The 16,890-nt window shown below is 34.2% G+C and carries 26 protein-coding genes; 25 read left to right on the top strand and 1 reads right to left on the bottom strand.

Annotated features, from left to right (window positions below; genetic code table 11):
- Positions 1 to 4 precede the first annotated feature (4 nt).
- Positions 5 to 373, bottom strand: coding sequence for a winged helix-turn-helix transcriptional regulator (locus BGO42_RS07715; RefSeq protein ID WP_273246696.1), 369 nt, complete (start codon positions 371 to 373; stop codon positions 5 to 7).
- Between the two features lie 123 nt (positions 374 to 496).
- Here BGO42_RS07715 and BGO42_RS07710 point away from each other — a divergent pair, with 123 nt between their 5' ends.
- From BGO42_RS07710 to BGO42_RS07590, 25 genes are all read left to right on the top strand, one after another.
- On the top strand, positions 497 to 1,258 hold the full coding sequence (locus tag BGO42_RS07710; protein ID WP_273246697.1) for an SDR family NAD(P)-dependent oxidoreductase: 762 nt from the start codon (positions 497 to 499) through the stop codon (positions 1,256 to 1,258).
- Between the two features lie 35 nt (positions 1,259 to 1,293).
- Positions 1,294 to 2,106 (top strand): NADPH-dependent F420 reductase, encoded by an 813-nt coding sequence (locus BGO42_RS07705; RefSeq protein WP_273246698.1) that lies wholly within the window; start codon positions 1,294 to 1,296, stop codon positions 2,104 to 2,106.
- Positions 2,107 to 2,213: 107 nt separating this feature from the next.
- Positions 2,214 to 3,062 carry an RteC domain-containing protein gene (locus BGO42_RS07700; protein WP_273246699.1) on the top strand — a complete coding sequence of 283 codons (849 nt, stop codon included), beginning with the start codon at positions 2,214 to 2,216 and terminating at the stop codon, positions 3,060 to 3,062.
- Positions 3,063 to 3,149: 87 nt separating this feature from the next.
- On the top strand, positions 3,150 to 3,437 hold the full coding sequence (locus BGO42_RS07695) for a helix-turn-helix domain-containing protein (RefSeq protein WP_273246700.1): 288 nt from the start codon (positions 3,150 to 3,152) through the stop codon (positions 3,435 to 3,437).
- Positions 3,438 to 3,451: 14 nt separating this feature from the next.
- Positions 3,452 to 4,240, top strand: coding sequence for a transcriptional regulator (locus BGO42_RS07690; RefSeq protein WP_273246701.1), 789 nt, complete (start codon positions 3,452 to 3,454; stop codon positions 4,238 to 4,240).
- A gap of 11 nt (positions 4,241 to 4,251) precedes the next feature.
- Entirely contained in the window at positions 4,252 to 4,863 is a 612-nt protein-coding gene (locus tag BGO42_RS07685) for an ATP-binding protein (RefSeq protein WP_273246702.1), read from the top strand.
- Between the two features lie 573 nt (positions 4,864 to 5,436).
- Positions 5,437 to 5,706 (top strand): hypothetical protein, encoded by a 270-nt coding sequence (locus BGO42_RS07680; RefSeq protein ID WP_273246703.1) that lies wholly within the window; start codon positions 5,437 to 5,439, stop codon positions 5,704 to 5,706.
- Between the two features lie 135 nt (positions 5,707 to 5,841).
- On the top strand, positions 5,842 to 6,507 hold the full coding sequence (locus BGO42_RS07675) for a hypothetical protein (protein ID WP_273246704.1): 666 nt from the start codon (positions 5,842 to 5,844) through the stop codon (positions 6,505 to 6,507).
- A 151-nt stretch (positions 6,508 to 6,658) separates the two neighbouring features.
- On the top strand, positions 6,659 to 7,456 hold the full coding sequence (locus tag BGO42_RS07670) for a hypothetical protein (protein ID WP_273246705.1): 798 nt from the start codon (positions 6,659 to 6,661) through the stop codon (positions 7,454 to 7,456).
- Between the two features lie 73 nt (positions 7,457 to 7,529).
- Positions 7,530 to 7,775: a hypothetical protein gene (locus BGO42_RS07665; protein ID WP_273246706.1), complete on the top strand. Its 246-nt coding sequence runs from the start codon at positions 7,530 to 7,532 to the stop codon at positions 7,773 to 7,775.
- A 169-nt stretch (positions 7,776 to 7,944) separates the two neighbouring features.
- A complete protein-coding gene (locus BGO42_RS07660) occupies positions 7,945 to 9,012 on the top strand; it encodes a DUF4365 domain-containing protein (RefSeq protein WP_273246707.1) in 1,068 nt (355 codons plus the stop codon).
- Positions 9,013 to 9,162: 150 nt separating this feature from the next.
- Complete coding sequence (locus BGO42_RS07655) at positions 9,163 to 9,597, top strand: hypothetical protein (protein WP_273246708.1); 435 nt, start codon at positions 9,163 to 9,165, stop codon at positions 9,595 to 9,597.
- A 154-nt stretch (positions 9,598 to 9,751) separates the two neighbouring features.
- Positions 9,752 to 10,450 carry a transglutaminase-like domain-containing protein gene (locus BGO42_RS07650; protein WP_273246709.1) on the top strand — a complete coding sequence of 233 codons (699 nt, stop codon included), beginning with the start codon at positions 9,752 to 9,754 and terminating at the stop codon, positions 10,448 to 10,450.
- A gap of 11 nt (positions 10,451 to 10,461) precedes the next feature.
- Positions 10,462 to 11,184: a hypothetical protein gene (locus tag BGO42_RS07645; protein WP_273246710.1), complete on the top strand. Its 723-nt coding sequence runs from the start codon at positions 10,462 to 10,464 to the stop codon at positions 11,182 to 11,184.
- A gap of 12 nt (positions 11,185 to 11,196) precedes the next feature.
- Positions 11,197 to 11,874: a hypothetical protein gene (locus BGO42_RS07640; protein ID WP_273246711.1), complete on the top strand. Its 678-nt coding sequence runs from the start codon at positions 11,197 to 11,199 to the stop codon at positions 11,872 to 11,874.
- A 34-nt stretch (positions 11,875 to 11,908) separates the two neighbouring features.
- A complete protein-coding gene (locus BGO42_RS07635) occupies positions 11,909 to 12,478 on the top strand; it encodes a hypothetical protein (protein ID WP_273246712.1) in 570 nt (189 codons plus the stop codon).
- Between the two features lie 55 nt (positions 12,479 to 12,533).
- The gene (locus BGO42_RS07630; RefSeq protein ID WP_273246713.1) at positions 12,534 to 12,908 is read left to right on the top strand and encodes a hypothetical protein; all 375 of its coding nucleotides are present in this window, start codon (positions 12,534 to 12,536) and stop codon (positions 12,906 to 12,908) included.
- 2 nt (positions 12,909 to 12,910) lie between these two features.
- On the top strand, positions 12,911 to 13,210 hold the full coding sequence (locus tag BGO42_RS07625) for a hypothetical protein (protein WP_273246714.1): 300 nt from the start codon (positions 12,911 to 12,913) through the stop codon (positions 13,208 to 13,210).
- Between the two features lies 1 nt (position 13,211).
- A complete protein-coding gene (locus BGO42_RS07620; protein WP_273246715.1) occupies positions 13,212 to 14,021 on the top strand; it encodes a hypothetical protein in 810 nt (269 codons plus the stop codon).
- Positions 14,018 to 14,212, top strand: a complete 195-nt coding sequence (locus tag BGO42_RS07615; protein ID WP_273246716.1) for a hypothetical protein — start codon at positions 14,018 to 14,020, stop codon at positions 14,210 to 14,212. The genes BGO42_RS07620 and BGO42_RS07615 overlap by 4 nt, the downstream gene beginning before the upstream one ends.
- Positions 14,213 to 14,286: 74 nt before the next feature.
- Positions 14,287 to 14,880 carry a hypothetical protein gene (locus tag BGO42_RS07610; RefSeq protein ID WP_273246717.1) on the top strand — a complete coding sequence of 198 codons (594 nt, stop codon included), beginning with the start codon at positions 14,287 to 14,289 and terminating at the stop codon, positions 14,878 to 14,880.
- Between the two features lie 2 nt (positions 14,881 to 14,882).
- Positions 14,883 to 15,305 carry a hypothetical protein gene (locus tag BGO42_RS07605; RefSeq protein WP_273246718.1) on the top strand — a complete coding sequence of 141 codons (423 nt, stop codon included), beginning with the start codon at positions 14,883 to 14,885 and terminating at the stop codon, positions 15,303 to 15,305.
- Positions 15,306 to 15,307: 2 nt separating this feature from the next.
- Positions 15,308 to 16,027, top strand: coding sequence for a peptidoglycan-binding domain-containing protein (locus BGO42_RS07600; protein WP_273246719.1), 720 nt, complete (start codon positions 15,308 to 15,310; stop codon positions 16,025 to 16,027).
- Complete coding sequence (locus tag BGO42_RS07595; RefSeq protein ID WP_273246720.1) at positions 16,027 to 16,170, top strand: hypothetical protein; 144 nt, start codon at positions 16,027 to 16,029, stop codon at positions 16,168 to 16,170. Before BGO42_RS07600 ends, BGO42_RS07595 begins: the two co-directional genes overlap by 1 nt.
- A complete protein-coding gene (locus BGO42_RS07590) occupies positions 16,170 to 16,883 on the top strand; it encodes a glycoside hydrolase family 19 protein (protein WP_273246721.1) in 714 nt (237 codons plus the stop codon). The genes BGO42_RS07595 and BGO42_RS07590 overlap by 1 nt, the downstream gene beginning before the upstream one ends.
- The last annotated feature ends 7 nt before the right edge of the window (positions 16,884 to 16,890 follow it).

Genomic DNA, 16,890 nt, shown 5'->3' with positions numbered 1-16,890 from the left:
TATATCAATCTTTAAAATAATCTTTGGTTGTGCAATAACTTTCTTCAGGTGGCATTGTTTCGTATTTTTCATTCCAAACAATTATTGAGTTCAAAATTGGCAAAAGCTCCAATCCTTTTTCCGTCAATGAATATTCTACTCTTGGAGGTATTTCACCGAAAGATTCTCTTATCACAATACCATCATCTTCCAATTCCTTCAACTGTTCCGTTAAAACTTTCCTTGTAATTAATGGAATAATGGCATCTAATTGACCAAATCTTACTTTACGATTTTGCAATACATAAATAATAATTGGTTTCCACTTATTGCCAATAATACCCATAGACCGAGTTAATGAACATTTTGAAAAGCTAAATCTTGCATCCTTCATATTACTGTTATTTTATTTGTTACTAAAAAGTAACTAGTTAATTTTTAGCATTAGTATCATTTGGATACAAATGTAGGTAACTTTGCGATACAATTAACTATATTAATAGAAAGTAATAAAAAAATGAGTAAAAAATTAGTAAACAAAGTAGCATTAGTGACCGGAGCATCAAAAGGAATTGGTGCAGGAATTGCAAAACAATTAGGTGCCGCAGGTGCCAAAGTAGTCGTAAATTATGCATCAAGTAAAGCAGATGCAGATAAAGTGGTTACTGAAATCACTAGCAATGGTGGAACTGCAATCGCTATTCAAGGTGATGTTTCAAAATCAAATGATGTAACTAGACTTTTTGAAGAAACAAAAAATGCTTTCGGTGGCTTAGATATTCTAGTAAATAACGCCGGAATTTACTGGGTAACGCCTTTAGAAAATTTCATTGAAGATGATTATCGTAAAATGTTTGATGTCAATGTGCTTGGGACATTATTAGCATCACAAGCTGCACTCAAACTATTTGATGGTAAAGGCGGTAGTATTATCAATATCAGTTCTGTTGCGGCTAAAGACCCAGAAGTTACATTATCCACATATGGAGCTACTAAAGCAGCCATGAGTTTAATAACAAGGTCACTTTCACAAGAATTAGGTCCTAAAAACATTCGCGTAAATTCGTTGCTTCCTACTATGGTTTTGACAGAAGGTTTAGCAAGCCTTGGATTAGTTGCTAATACTGATAATCCATATATAAACCAAATGATAGACCGCACTCCTTTAGGACGATTGGCTACAGCTGAAGACTTTGGTAACATGGCAGTATTTCTTTCATCAGATGAAGCAAGTATGGTAACTGGGCAAGAAATTGGAGTTTCCGGAGGATTTAAATAAAATTTAACACATAGTAAAATGAGCCGTTTCACAAGTTGAGATGGCTCATTTTATTATTAATCAAAAAGCAAAAAAACATGAAAATAGCAATAATCGGAACAGGTGCTCTTGGTGGTGCTATAGCAAAAAAACTATCAGCAGTAGGATATAAAGTTAAAGTGACTGATACTAGTCCTATGAGTGTAATGCAAGAAACAGCTATTAAGTTGGGGGCAGAAGCCGCAACTATCCAAGAAGTAGTCAAAGATGTGGATGTTGTCATAATATCTATTCCAACCATTGCAATTCCAAATCTACCTAAAGATTTATTTAAAAAGCTTCCAAAAGAAGTGATAGTTATTGATACAACCAATTATTATCCTTATCGTGATGGTTTGATGGATGAATTAGTTAACGGAAAACTTGAGAGCGTTTGGGTTTCCGAACAATTAGGAAGACCAGTAATTAAAGCTTTCAATAATTTATTGTCTTATACCCTTGAGCATAAAGGATTATCGAAAGGAAATGAAAATCGGGTTGCTATGGCTATTTCAGGCGATGATGAAAAAGCAAAGGAAATTGTTTCTAAACTAATAGACGACTTAGGTTTTGATACTCTGAATACAGGAAGCTTATTAGAATCATGGCGGCATCAGCCAGGCACACCCGCCTATTGTACTGAATTGAATAGCATTGAACTGACACAAGCTCTAAAAGACGCAGATTTATTTAAATCAAAAGCAGCCTATCTCAGAGACTTGACAACCGATAAACTTATGAGTAGAGATACTCCACCTAGTCACGAAGAAATGCTCGCTGTTATACGTGGACTATTCCCAAGAATCTCTTTCATTATGAACAATAAGTAAAAGCTTTAAGGAAAAACAAAAACTTTTTTAGGGGGGCTTGTCAAAATGGAATTCTTAGAACTTCTAAGTTTCCATTTTGGCAAGCCCTATAATTTAAAAGACAAAACTTGAACCCAAAAATAACCTTACTCCTTTCAGACCTTAACGAACAATTAAACTTTATAGATTTAGAAATTGACAACCCAATTAAAAAATGCGAAAAAGCTATCGACATAAGTATAAAGTCAAAAGAGAAATTAAGGCTTTTAATCCAAAAAACTAATTTTAAGTCCGAAGAAGAAGAAATTCAATTCTTCAAAGAAATAAAGCCTCAATTCACATCTAAAGTTATTTATTACAATACCATTTTTAATATTGAAATGAAAAAGCCTAATGGAGGAACGAGGGTTTTAAAAAAGTATTACAATAACGAGTTAATTAAGCTGAAAGCATTCTTTGATAACGAATTAGATTTTTACAAATATTATCGCTCAGGTAATATTTATTTAGATTATAAATACTTTCTAAGAGGTAAGTTTGATATTAAACTTTCATTGGATAGTTACTACTTTGAGGCTGATAAAACATTCGCAACATCGCATGATTTCAAGGTTGCCAAAATTTTGGCAAATGATTTAATCCAATTGTATTTAGAAAATCAATTAATAATGATTGAGAATAAAGACAACAGCGAAAAATCACAACGCAATCCGAACATTAAATTGATGTGGACAGGCTCAAAAGTCGCATTGACGGAACTAGTATATGCATTACACTCAGAAGGAGTTTATAATAATGGCGGTGTCGATTTAAAAGATATTGCTGAGTATTTTGAACACATTTTCGATATTGATCTAGGGCAATATCGACGTACTTTCCTTGAAATTAGGGCACGAAAGGGAGATAGAACTAAATTCATACATTCTTTAAATGAAACTCTTATAAAGCGTATGGATGATGCGGATGATATAGTATAAATAAATCGTACACAACATATCCCCCGTTGTGAATCAAAGCAACGCAAATACAACAATTTTGTTCCATAACAATCTAAATTATAAGTTATGGCAATTGAAGTTATTACTCGTGAAGATTTAAACGAATTCAGAAGTCTTTTATTGAATGATTTAAAGCAAATTATTCAACCACAAACCCAACAAGTAAAGCAATGGCTCAAATCTAATGAAGTCCGAAAATTGCTTAACATTTCCCCAGGTACTTTACAAAATCTCCGAATCAATGGGACATTAACCTTTACAAAAATTGGAGGCATAATGTATTATAACTATTCAGACATTGAAAAAGTACTCAATGGTAATACTCAAAAAAAAGTTTCTACTCTTTTCAAGTAATCTATCCCTTATGAATGAATTACATTAAACATCTCACAGGTTTTTTTAACTGTATTGCAATTGAAGAAATCATTTACCCGACCCACATCAGTTTGTATCTGGCATTGTTTCAAAGTTGGAATGTGAATCGGTTTAAAAACCCGATTACCATTTCTAGGGAAGAAATGATGAAAGCCAGCAGAATAGCTTCAAAGGCAACTTACCATAAATGCATCAAAGAATTGCAATTACTAGGATTTATAGAGTATTTACCATCCTACAATCCGTATTCCGGAACAGAGGTAATTATGCATAATCTCTCTGATGGAAAAAAGTCTCAAAGCAGTTCACTGAATGGACAAACAAAACCAATAATTGGACAAGCTAATGGTCAGGTTACTGAACAGGTTATTGAACCCCATATATATAATAATAAACAAACATTTAAAAACAATAAAAACATATCTATTGAAAGCAATTTAGAAAGTTTAAATGAAGAAGAATTTTTAGAAACTGAAGAGAAAGAAAAAAAAAGTTCCGCGAAAAAAAAAGAAAGTCCAAGTCTGGATTTGGTAAAGGAATATTTCAAACTTCAGGAGTTTTCCGAAATTGAAGCAGAACGGTTTTTTAATTACTATACTAGCAACGGCTGGCTTATTGGTGGAAAAACCAAGATGATTGATTGGAACGCAGCTGCCCGGAATTGGATGCTGACTACCTCTAAATTTTCAATCAACTTGCCACAAAATGGTTCAACTAAAGAACATCCAAGAGCCAATAATTTACACAGCCAGGAAGACAAAGATTATGCAGAACCATTGTAAACAAATCAACTATGAATTTACAGTACAACTATCCGGAAATTCTAGCTTGGTTGGAACAAAAAGGGAAACGAGACTATGGGGATAAGTTTCATTTTACAGAGCAAGATACGCCTAATATAACAAAACTTACAGCTTATTTTTTGAATGATGAAGTGATGACAAAACAATATGATATTGACTTAACGAAAGGAATTTTACTATCGGGTCCGGTAGGTTGTGGCAAAACAACTCTAATGACTTTGATGAAATATGTTACTAAACAAGGCAATAAGTTTTACATAAAGACTTGCAGGGACATCAGTTTTGAATTCATAAAAGAGGGCTACGAAATAATACATCGTTACAGTCGTGGCAGTTCCTCTCAAACCGGATATAGGAATTATTGCTTTGATGATTTAGGAATTGAACAGAACTTGAAATACTATGGCAATGAATGCAATGTGATGGCCGAAATCATCCTTTCGAGATATGATCTATTTATTGCTAAAAAAGTGCAAACACATCTAACGACCAATCTTTCTGCTTCAGAAATAGAATTGGCTTATGGAAATAGAATCAGGTCAAGGTTAAGAGGAATGCTAAACCTTATTGCCTTTGATAAAAACACAGCAGACAAGCGCTAACTAAAGTACCAATGAAAATAATCTTGAAGAAAATAAAGATAGTAGATCTTGAAATAATACAATCAGAATTGCTAAAATTCATCCGAAACAAAGTTGATAATATCTCCCATTGCAAGGATTATGAAAATTATTGCAATGATATTATTGTAATTGACACCCTGCAAAGTATGTTTTTCATATTCAGAACGAAGATTGAAAGCAAAAAGTCATATACGAATATATCTCTCAGTCCAACACAATCAGTCATTCTACTCTATTGTTGTCAATGGGAAAGAACAGAAAGAAATCTGGAACAACGTATTACAATGCAAATGATTTCAGATACAATCCATCAAAAACTAACTAATATCTAAACCTAAGCTATGAAAATAAAGAACCGCTTCAAAATAATATACCTAAACTTATTCGCCATTGTGCTTTGCTTTGCAATTATTATAACCGCACCATTGCAATTTTTTGATTTCATCATCAAGGGCAAAAATCGAATACTTAAATATTTGGAAGATAAAATATTTAAATCCCTGTTTAGAATCAATGATTTAAAAAAGAATATTTAACCTTAAAGATCTATTGATGAGCAAAAACAATAAAAAACCACTTCCGTATTCAGTCACGAAATCGGAATTGATTCAGATGTATTGTGATCAGTTTAGTGAAACAAAAATTAGAAAGCAGATTAATGAGATTCTTAATGAGAAAAATATATCAAAAGATACTAAAATGATACCGCATTTAGAGTTTATGGAATTTGTAGAAACCTATGGATTACCGAAAGGATATTATCTTGATGATGAAGATAATATATCTAATAACGATTCAATAAATAAAAAATCTATTAGGTGATTTATATAGATTATTTCTTATATTCGAAGACAAACATATATTATAAACATCCGTTTTGAATAGCTTTATGAATGTTTGTCTCGCATAAAAACAAGTTAGTGGCAAGCTTTCAACAACCCCAACATAAGACAAAACATGATTTCTGAAAAAACTGTAGAATTAAATTTAACGACTGAATTTGTAAACCTAGCATTTCATCAAACTGGAATTAGACCATTTATTTTAGCACCATCTCAAAGGGCAGAAGCCACATTAGCATATGATGTACAGTATGGATTTCCAGGATTCAAAGGAATTCTAATTCAATATAAAAGAGCACATGTAAAAAATACAAATGAGTATATATTTAATCTTAATAGAACTTCAAAACAGGACCAGCATTTGAGACTATTTGTATTAGATTTAATGGGGTTTCCAGTATATTATGCTTTTCCTATTTTTCATCTTGAAACTGAGGTTATATATTTGAGAAGGAACTTACTACTTCATACCAAATTTGTGCGTCCTTCCAGAATTTTTCCAGTTGGAGGTCTAACTGGTCATCACGAAGTAGTATATTACAAATCAACAAATACATGGAAAGTTTTTTCAGAAGAAGGTACTCCTTTTGAAGGTGTAGAAGACTTAAATGATCTTTTGGAAAGATTCAAAGATATTCCTAACAGCCTTGAGGAACTAATGTCTGCATGCAACTTCTTATTTTCAAATGAACAAACAGTTACACAATCAGGATATAAAATTGAAAGCTCGGAAAAAGATGATTACAATTTAATGCGATCACAAAGTATAATAGGTGGATAAAAAGCCAGCCACTAACAGCCGTTTGGCGTAATAGCTATACTGCTTAAACATCATACCGATTTTCCGCTGGCAAATCTTATCTTAGCCAGACAATAATTAATCACGAAGTCGTTGCTACGCCAAGCGGCGGAACGTTAGCTGAAATATTTTTATGACGCCCAAACAGAAAAAACTATTACTGGAATTACAATCAAAAAAAGAAAATGAGTATCAAATTGTTCATCCTTTTGATGTGTTAATACATTCCGTTTTAAACACAATTCCTTTTAAAGATTTAGTTCATGACTATATAGATGACATTTTAATTGAAGTTAAAACTTCAATTTTTTCAAATATTGAAAAGAGAATCAAAGATTGTGATAACCCTGAAAGTATTTATGAAGATTTAAAATTTATTTTAGAAAATGGTGTTGATTATTCTAAATCACAACGAATAAGAAAAGTACTTGAAATGTTATTATTACGATTAGATGATTTTTATAAATCTGATTTTTTCAGTACTTTCTTTTACTCAAAATATTCTAATGATAAAAAAACAGCATTAAACTATATAGAATATGCTAAAAAAGAAACACAGAATGATTTATTAAATGAATACTTAAATACTGGAAACCCAAAATATCTTCAAGTCATTTTACAAAAAAGAAATATTGGATTCATAGCCAAAAATGTTAAAGCAATTTGGTCAGCTGAGCCTTCTTTTTTTTATAAAAAGCAAATCATAGATTTAATTTCCAAAACTAAGTTTGAAACATTGAAGTTTATCGAAGAAAAAGAAGTTGATTTATATATGCTAGCATGTCTCACAAACAAAAAAATCAGTGCGAAAGACGCTATGAATTTTTTAGATAAAGTCGCTAAAGACAAAAAACATTTCAGCATTTTGAATCTAAGCAAAAATCTTGAATTTAAATATGTTGAGCAAGAGATAAAAAAATACATCAGCTAATAGTTGCTATCCACAATAGCACATCCGATTATTATGCCACTTGGCTTTTATCCAACATAAATAAATATAAAAAATGAATCAACCTCGTAGAATTAACAAAAAGCATTTTATTTTGTTCAACAATAACGGTGTGATTAGTTCGACAACACCAAAAGATTGGGCAAGAGCTAATCAGGAACATTTCAATAATTATGATTTTACAAATTCAAAAAATACGCCGACAGTAAATGTCATTGAGAAATTCTTAGTAGAAAATCTTAACTATCACAAAATGGAAAATAATGAAATGGTAATTTGTTATGCATATTATAAACTGTAAAAAAACAGTATTACCATTAATAATGGTCTTACACAATGGCGTGTTTATCTTTCTCTGAAAATAATCTGCTAATTCAAATTTTACTTATCTTTCCAATAATTATTTAAGTTCCACCATTGCGCAAAGCCACGGAACGTTAGCTGTAACCGTAAAAGAACATTGTACACCTATGGACTTTCCCAAAAGAATAAAACAACATAAATCTCAATCTGATTCATTCGCTATTTTATTATATAAACTTAAAGATTTAGGCATTTTCAGGAGCGCTACCGAAAATGATTACGGAATCGATTTTGAAATTGAAATAGTGATTAAAGATAAAGTGATCGGAAGATATTTGAAAGGACAAGTAAAAAGCGCAGAGGATTTATATATACGAGCTGATAAAAAACCTACTGTTGGCGGAATTAAACAGACAACGCTGCTCTATTGGTCAGAATTAAGCTATCGAACGCATGTAATTGTATTCGCTATTGACTTAACAACTGAAAAAATATATTTCACTAAATCAATTTTTTGGCAAGCAATAAATTTGTTAGACGGTTCAGACAAAACCAAAACAATTGAATTTCTCCCAGCAATAGATTTTTCAACCGAGTTTAAAGGTAAGACTATTGAAGAAGTAAAAAAACAAGAAAAAACTGAAAATTTTATTTCAACTTTGCTTATTCAAAAGATAGCTTTTGAAAGCGGTCTTGTTGATATTTTGTATGCCCACAAAACAACTTTAAGAAATATTAAATCCATTTACGAATTATATACCGATACATGGCATTATGATGCTTGGACGGAAGTTCAGTCTTTAGACATATTTAAAATAACTTTAGAGTGTGCAAAAATTTTAATTGACACAATTCCAGAAAATGATCTTACGGAAGAGGAAAATAAAAATCTTTTTAATTTTGAATACTGGGCTAGAATTACTGATTGGTCTTGGGATGACGTTTCAAATGAAGTTGCAAAGAAACCTTTAAAAATCATATTACCATTAATATTAGATAAAATGCAATATTACAGTAATTTAGTGTTAGCTAGCGCTTATTATTGGATTAATAAAGATATGCCATATTTAAAGCTAGTTTTTAAAACCTCAATTCCATCGGAAAGAGCTCATGAAAAAATCGCTCATGTAGACTATCGTTATGAGGATTTTGAAAACAAAGAACATTTTGACTTATTCATACATGAAATAATTGAAAAAAACAAAAAACTAAAGAATGAAGACGGCAGTAGCTAAGTACAATTGCTATACTTGTCTTAAAAGACCATTTTTATTAAGGAAAATGTTTGCATTCCTTGTAACTAACATAAACGTTCCGCTTAAACAGGAACTGACGCCTAGCGACAAAACATTAACTGCAATTTTTGACAGCCTCACTTAACCAAAATGTTAGAGAAACTTGAATACTACCAAAATAAATCTTTAGAACAACTTAAGTTTATTGATCCGAAATGGGCTTACGGAGATAATAGAAACAAAATTCTCGATATCGCTTTAAAGGGCAGAAACAAAGAATATAGAATATTTATTGTAAACACATCTAAACTCATTGAAAATTCACTATTTGCTGATGTTGAATTTGATTCCCTATTTAATGGGAAAGAAAAAAATGACATGCGAATAACTAGAATATTGTCACGTTGGGATAACAACAAATTTGTTGATCCACCAACAATTTGTATTAGTTCAACTCAAAATTCAATATCATTTCGTGATGGACAACACAGAGCAAAATTGTCTTATTTCCTAGGTTTGGAAAAAATTCCAGTTGGAATTCATAATGAAGATATAGTTTTGATTAAGAAGATTTTAAAATTTTAGAACGCAGCTAACACTTGCAATAGAATTACAATTTTATTAATCATACTTTCTCATACATTAAAAACCTTTATGATACCTCACAATACCTCGCCATACTTCAAGGCGAGTTTTTTTTATTTCAAACATTTGCTTTCGAAAGTTACAGCAATGATAAATGACGAAAGATGCAATCAATTTAATTCTAAAGCGAAGGATAAAAAATGGTGATGAATTTAACCATTTGATTGAAAAGCCCAAAGGTGAAAAAGTAAAGCTAAAGAAAGGTGATACTTTTTACTCGGTTGCCATGATGAAGGTTTGGGTAGAGACTTTTTACAAACAGGTTGCCAAATTATCACAAATCCTAAAAGGAGAAACGATACAGGAAACCTGTGAGAAGATCCATTATTTCCTGTACTACGACATACAATATCAGGCTGACGGAATCACGCAGAATTTAAGAAGCCCTGCCAATAGCTGGTTTAACCGCAGAGAAGGAATTGACTGTAAAAGCTATTCCATATTCGCCAGTTCGGTGTTACTGAATTTGGGGATTAAGCATTACATCAGGCAGATCAAACAGCCTAAGTTCAATCCAAAGCAATTTACACACGTGTATGTTGTCGTGCCTCTTAATCAGGAAACCGGAAAATTAGACAAAGGGCAATGCATTATTGACGGGACAATACAGAGTAACAAAGAGCCAGATTATACCGATAAAAAAGATGTTTTTATGAATCAGAAATTACCTCACATAGGACTTAACTGTCCCTCTCCGAGAAAGGGTTTAAAAGGGACATCGAGTAGAACAAAGAAGAAAATTCCCCCAACTAAAAAAAGTAGCAGTACCAGTAGAACAAGATTCCCTTTTTAAAAAATGTAAATATGATAATATTAGAAGAACAAACAGGCTTAAATGCAGGACTGAATAAAGGGCTTAAGATTGGCAAAATGCTTAAAAAGAACGTCCGATTAAGAAACGTGTCTATTAAGAATGCTGTCAAAGTTGGTAAAGCAGTAGTTCCGATTGCCTCTATGGCTATGAGCGTTATTCCCGGAGGAGGTTTAGTAAGCAAAGTGCTTGACAGTAAAGTAGGTAAACTAATTACTAAAGTTAAAAGTACTAAAGCCGTAAAATTAGCAACAAAATTAGGTAAGACCAAAGTAGGCAAATTTGCTATAAACAATGTGGTGAAGCCAGCCGTTAAAAATACTATTGCAGGCAGTCAGCCACAATCCGTTTACAATAATGCACCACAAATTGAAGCTCCAAAGCCAGTTGAAGTGATGTCAAATGCAACTCCAACACCTTCACAATTACAAACCATTGCAGAGGTAAAAGGAGTTCCGGCGGAATCCTTATCTACAGGCACACCCACTGGCGAAGGAATTCCAAATGACGCACAGATTGAAACATTGTCACAGGTTAAAGACATTCCCGTAGAGAATTTAAAGGAAGAAGTTTCGGTGCAAAGAGAAAGTGCCAAGATTGAAAATTCAGCAACTCCAACAACTCCAATAACTAAACCTAACTACACTATTCCAATTGTGATTGGTGTTGTAGCTGTTGGCGGAATTCTTCTAGCTACAAGTTCAAAAAGTAATTAATAACGTAAAAAAATGAGACAAGAATTAATAACAATCAGTTCTGCTGTAGTAGTAGGCGCACTTTCAAGAGGGCTTACAGGTACTATGACCGAAACATCTTCTAACATGGTGAAAGGAGTTGTTAATGGTGCCGTTGCCGTTGGTGCGGGATTTTTAGCAGTAAAGGTAAACGGGAGCGATACCAAAAGTTCGCTTTTAAGAGGTTCGGCAATCGGGGTTTCGATTGCACATGGATTAGAATTGGTCAAAAATATTTTCTCTTCTGAAAAGATCGCTTCCAAATTAAACCCTGGAACAACAATGGGAAGATTTGTGCAAAAAACAGCTGGTCTGTCAGGGGCTTTAAACGGATTACAAGGCTATATCGATGCTTATGGGAATTATCATGAAGATGGTTTAGGTGGTTACATAGATGTCAATGGGAACTATATAGAGGATGGTTTGAATGGCTACGATGAAGGCGGTTTAGGTGGTTATATCGATTCTAATGGCAACTATATTGAAGATGGCTTAGGCGGTTCTGATGATAATGGATTGAACGGCTATTTTGATGAAGCCGGAAATTACCATGAAGATGGTTTAGGAGGTTACATAGATATAAATGGCAACTATATAGAAGACGGTTTAAATGGATATGATGGAGATGGTTTAGGTGCTTATATCGATGAAAATGGGAATTACATATTGTAATTAAAACAAAAAGTAAAATTTAATTTATAAAAAAATGGATAACAGAACGCCACAATTACAAAGAGCTATTAAAGTTTTAGGAGCTAGACAACGTCAGAATACACAAGTTGCTAAACCACAAGCTACAAAACTGGTTGATAAAACCTATTATTTGAACGTCAAAGTCGATGGGATGAGCGGTATTAACGAACTCGTTGATGCCAATACCAAAAAGGTCGTGGGTATTACCAATTTTGACGGTAATCTTTTGAACTCTGGAAGAGACGTGGTAATTGATGCTATACGTGTACAATTTACGACAAGAGGAGAGAAAATTGAAAGTGCAGATTGGCAGAGCAGAGATACACTTCCAGCTGAATTGCAAAATGCTGATTTGAGATTGATTCAAACCAATGATATGCTCATTGATTTACCACTCACTGATGTTCAGAATTTCAAAAATGAAGATTATCGCCCTATTGCTACAACTCCGCTTTTAAGAGCCAAAGAGGAATTCAAATTAGAATTAGAATTTCCAAAAGGGGTTACTGTTCCTATGTCAAAAAATGGAGGTTGCGGAATGTTTCTACGATTTGAATTCAGGGTTACTGAAGCTAAAAAATAAGTTCAATAATCAAAAAGCTGAAGTTTAAAAGTGACAGCTTTTCATCTTAAAAGTTATGCGACAAATTCAACATGTAGTAAAAGCGATAATTAAACCAGGAGAGAGCAACACTTCTGAAAACTTTAAACTGCCTATAGGCTTTACAACAGGTGTGGCAGTTTACACCAATGGAGTTGAAAGATCAATACACACAATGATCTGTATTGAAATGAAAGATGACAATAGCATTGCAATTATTCCCGCTGTTCACATTGACAATTGGAGACAATCCAATGGCGGTGAGTACGAAAAGAGTTTCAAACCGCTGAATTTTGATACCGGGAACAAGGATTATTCTTTGATTTTTTCACTTGACGCACCTTTAATGGGTAGTGAATCATTAAAATTCCATGTCGTGTTTTTATATAACAATACCATTAAAATCGAGTAACCATGTTTGTAGAATCTGCCTTTGTGACAAAAGAATTTAAAGAAGAACATCTCCCTGTTTTAGAGAGAATTACCTGTCTTTCGGTTGTAAACACAGGCACTACAATTGCAATTATAAATGGCGTTTCAATTTATCCGACCCAAAAACAGATTTTAATTCCTCCCGACGGGACATTTTCAAAAGTACAATTACAAGTTAGTTATGTGGTAAATACTCCTTACCAAGACCCAAAATTGGTAAAGAAAATTGGTTACGTAAAAACGAAGAACAGAATCTTACTCATCTACAAAAAACTAATTTAAAATGGAGCAATTAGATGATTTGATGGATAGACTGGGTAGTGATAAATTTTGTGCTGTGACCGTTATTGAGAGGGAAACTTCAAAACCGATTTTTCGCAATGTAACCCATGAACAGATCATAAAAGAGTACGGAACACCGGAAAGTTTTTTTGAAAAGCTTTACAACGATGGCTACACTAAACTAACCCTGCAGGAAAAGCGAAAAAATGGCGTGAATGCCTTTAAAGTTGAAGGAAAGTCTTTCGATGTCACGTTTGGAGAGACGGAAAAGAAATCAAAAACTAACGAATCAGAACCCATGCAGACCGCTAAAAAAAAGAAGAAAAAGAAAAAAAGCGGTTTGATGGGTTTGGGAATTGCCGAAATCTTTGATTTGAAATTACAGGCGCATGACCGCTCTGAACTTGCCCGAAAACTGGAAGAATCTGAAAGGATGAACCGGGAACTCAGAGCCAAAAACGAAGAGCTTACAGAGGATAAACTGCAAAGAAAATACACCAAGGAAAGCAATGACAGTCTGAACAATATGCTTTTAGGTGTGGTCAAACAAGCCCCGTTAATCCTAAAAGGATTAGGTTTTAATCTACCTGTCGAAAGTGGCGGTTTGGCTATGGCTGCACCGGAAGATTTGGAAGATGAGCATTATTCAGAGGCTAAGAAAACATTCCTGGATATTATCAGAACCATTGACGATGACAGCATTACGTTACTCACGGTTATTTATCAGAAAATCAACGAAAAATCAGGAAACAATCATTTCTCACAGGAACTTTTCGGGTTATTACAAAAACATCAAATGATTATAGCATGAACACCATTAGCATAAAGACGAAGGAAATGAATCCTTTTAAAATACAGAAAAAGACAAAACTGATTCAAGAGCTGGCAGATTTAGACAATGACGTTTTAGAAAAATTGGTGGAATTGAAGAAGTCCAAAAAAGCCATTGCAATGGTTACCGATCAGCAGAGTTGGCAGACGATTAAAGAGTTTATAATGTAGCTATTAAAGCAATAAAGCACAGTTGTAAGCATTGCTCCAAATGAAGAGAGTAAAGATGAAAAGGGTAAAGTAAAATGACCCAATTACCGGAGCAACCCGTTAAGAGGCGCAAAATGAAATCCCGGAGTAAAAATGAAATTGGGAGCAATACTTACAGCCAAGAAACGAATATGAAAAGACAAGGTTTACATAATCCCGCCGTAGTTGCTGCAATTGCTTCTTCCCCTGAAGGACAGAAGGCAATCGCAAAAACGCTGGAAAATGCCAATCAGGGAGTAAATGCCACAGTCTCGATAGTCAAAGGAGTTTTGAAAATGAGTTTGTTTCTGGGTGTTGGTTATTTTGCTTATAAGAAGATTTTTCTCGGTTTCTCTCCACTCAGGGAAAACAAAAGAGACAAGCCAAGTAATATTTCAACAGGAATGGCAAGAAATAAAGCGGAAGCGATTTTCAGTGCTATGTATGGTGTGGGAAACGGTTTTAAATCCGTAAAACAAAACCTGATAGGTGTTAACCCCAATGGTTTTGTGAGAATCCACAACCAGTTTGGACTCCGCAAAGGCATTAACCCGTTTTCAAATAAAATGACTTTGATTGAGTGGTTTACAGATCAGTTCAGCCAAAACGAATTGATGGAATTGCGCTTTCTCATTCCTAACTTTTTTTAATCATGGACAGTTCAAAAATATTGCCTATTTCCGTGGGTTTTGCGGGATTAGGGATACTGCTTATTGCCATAGCCCAAACAGGAAAAAGTAAAAAAGGCAATGCTTTTCAGGATGGCAGTTCTGCTTCGGAAAGTATTAATGCGAAAGAAATTGCAACAATACTGTACAATGCCATGAAGGAAGCCAATTTCACCAATACCGAAAAAAGAAAAACGATACTGACCACGCTGACCGGAATAAATGAAGCGCAGTTTTCATGGATAGTCAAAGCTTTTGGCAACCGGTATTACAACACACTGACTGGCAACGTTTATTTCGCATTATGGCAGACCCCTGTCAAGCATCCTTTGAAAGTGTGGCTGAAGGAGGAATTAAGTGACAGCGATTATCAATTATTAAAATCAAATTATCCAAAATATTTATAACGATGACCACAGAAGATAAAGTATGGATTGGTGGCGGTATCGCCCTTGCTATTGGTGGTGGCATTTATTATTTCGTACAGAAAAGTAAAGATAAACAAGCGATGCAGGAAGCCGAATTGGATTATGCTCCTGCTGAAACTTTGCCCCATACCACTGCTCCGGTACCGATAAAAAAGCCTCAGCTTACAACAGGTCCAATTGTCCCGGTTAAAGTACTTCCGCAAACGCCGGTTCGAGATGCTGATAATTTCAGGTACAGCATCGGTCAGGAAGTCATGGCAACGGGCTTTAACGGTACCAATACCTATGATGCCCGAAAGATGGCAGACGGAAATTATACCAGTGAGGGAATCCGAAAAGCCACTTTTAAAAAAGGTGATAAAATTGGCAAAATCATTTGGGTAGGCAGAAGACCTGACGGAACCTATCGCTATGTTGCCCAAAGAAACGGCGCATTCATCAATGATATTTACTGGATTGCCGATCACAGTGTTATAAAACCTGTTGGTAAAATATTGCCCATCGTTTCTGCGGTTGACACATCAGGAACACCGGATATTGATAAATCCAGACTGCTCAAAAAAGGAAGCAAAGGAAAAGAAGTAAGAACCTTGCAAACCTTGTTAAAGGTTGCAGTTGATGGTGATTTTGGAAGGAATACAGAGAATGCCCTTTTTAACCAAAAGGGAGTAAAACAAATCAGACTTAAAGACTGGAATTAATGAATACAAGTACAGGAATGTGGATTGGCTTAGGTGTTTTAGGCGCATTGATTATTGCCTCATTAGATAGTGGAACAAATTCAGAAGCAGCTGCCAAACCAACCGGGAAACCAAAATTAGAACCTAAAAAAGTACAATTATAATGGAATTTTTATTGTCAAACAGCACACCTTTCCTGAAGGTTTTTAAAAAATATGCCATCAATACCCCAAAAAGGATTGCTCATTTTTTAGCACAGCTTCACGAAGAAACCGGAGGATTTATAAGACTTTCTGAGAATCTGAATTACAGCCCTGTAGGACTAATTGAGACTTTCGGAGCAGACAGGATTTCGGTTGCCCAAGCCAATCTTTATAGCAGGACTGTAAAGCACAAAGCCAATCCAGAAGCCATTGCCAATATTGTGTACGGTGGAAAATGGGGAAAAATCAATTTAGGCAATACGCAGATTGGTGACGGCTGGCGATTCAGAGGACGCGGACTTATCCAGTTAACAGGCAGGGCGAATTATCAGGCTTATAAAGAGTATTCAGGAATTGATGTTATTACTAATCCTGATTTAGCTTCCCGACCAGACATTGCTATTGATATTGCGGGTTGGTTTTGGAGTATCAAGTACAACCTTAATCCCATTGCTGATAGTAACAATATTACTTCCATCACCAAGAAAATCAACGGTGGGCTTACCAATTTTTCCGAAAGGGTAAAACAGCTTAATTATTACACCAGCATTGACACACTTGGGATATTAAAAAAAAAAGCGAATCCGAGACCGGTCACAGCGAAGAATAAAACTAATTATAGCTTCTACAACCCTTTTACTCGGATTCTCGATTTTGGTTTTAAAACTAAATAAAGTATAA

The sequence above is a fragment of the Flavobacterium sp. 40-81 genome (assembly GCF_001898245.1).
GTDB lineage: Bacteria > Bacteroidota > Bacteroidia > Flavobacteriales > Flavobacteriaceae > Flavobacterium > Flavobacterium inviolabile.
Note: the sequence above shows the minus strand (reverse complement) of the source record. Positions and strands in the feature narration are given on the sequence as shown.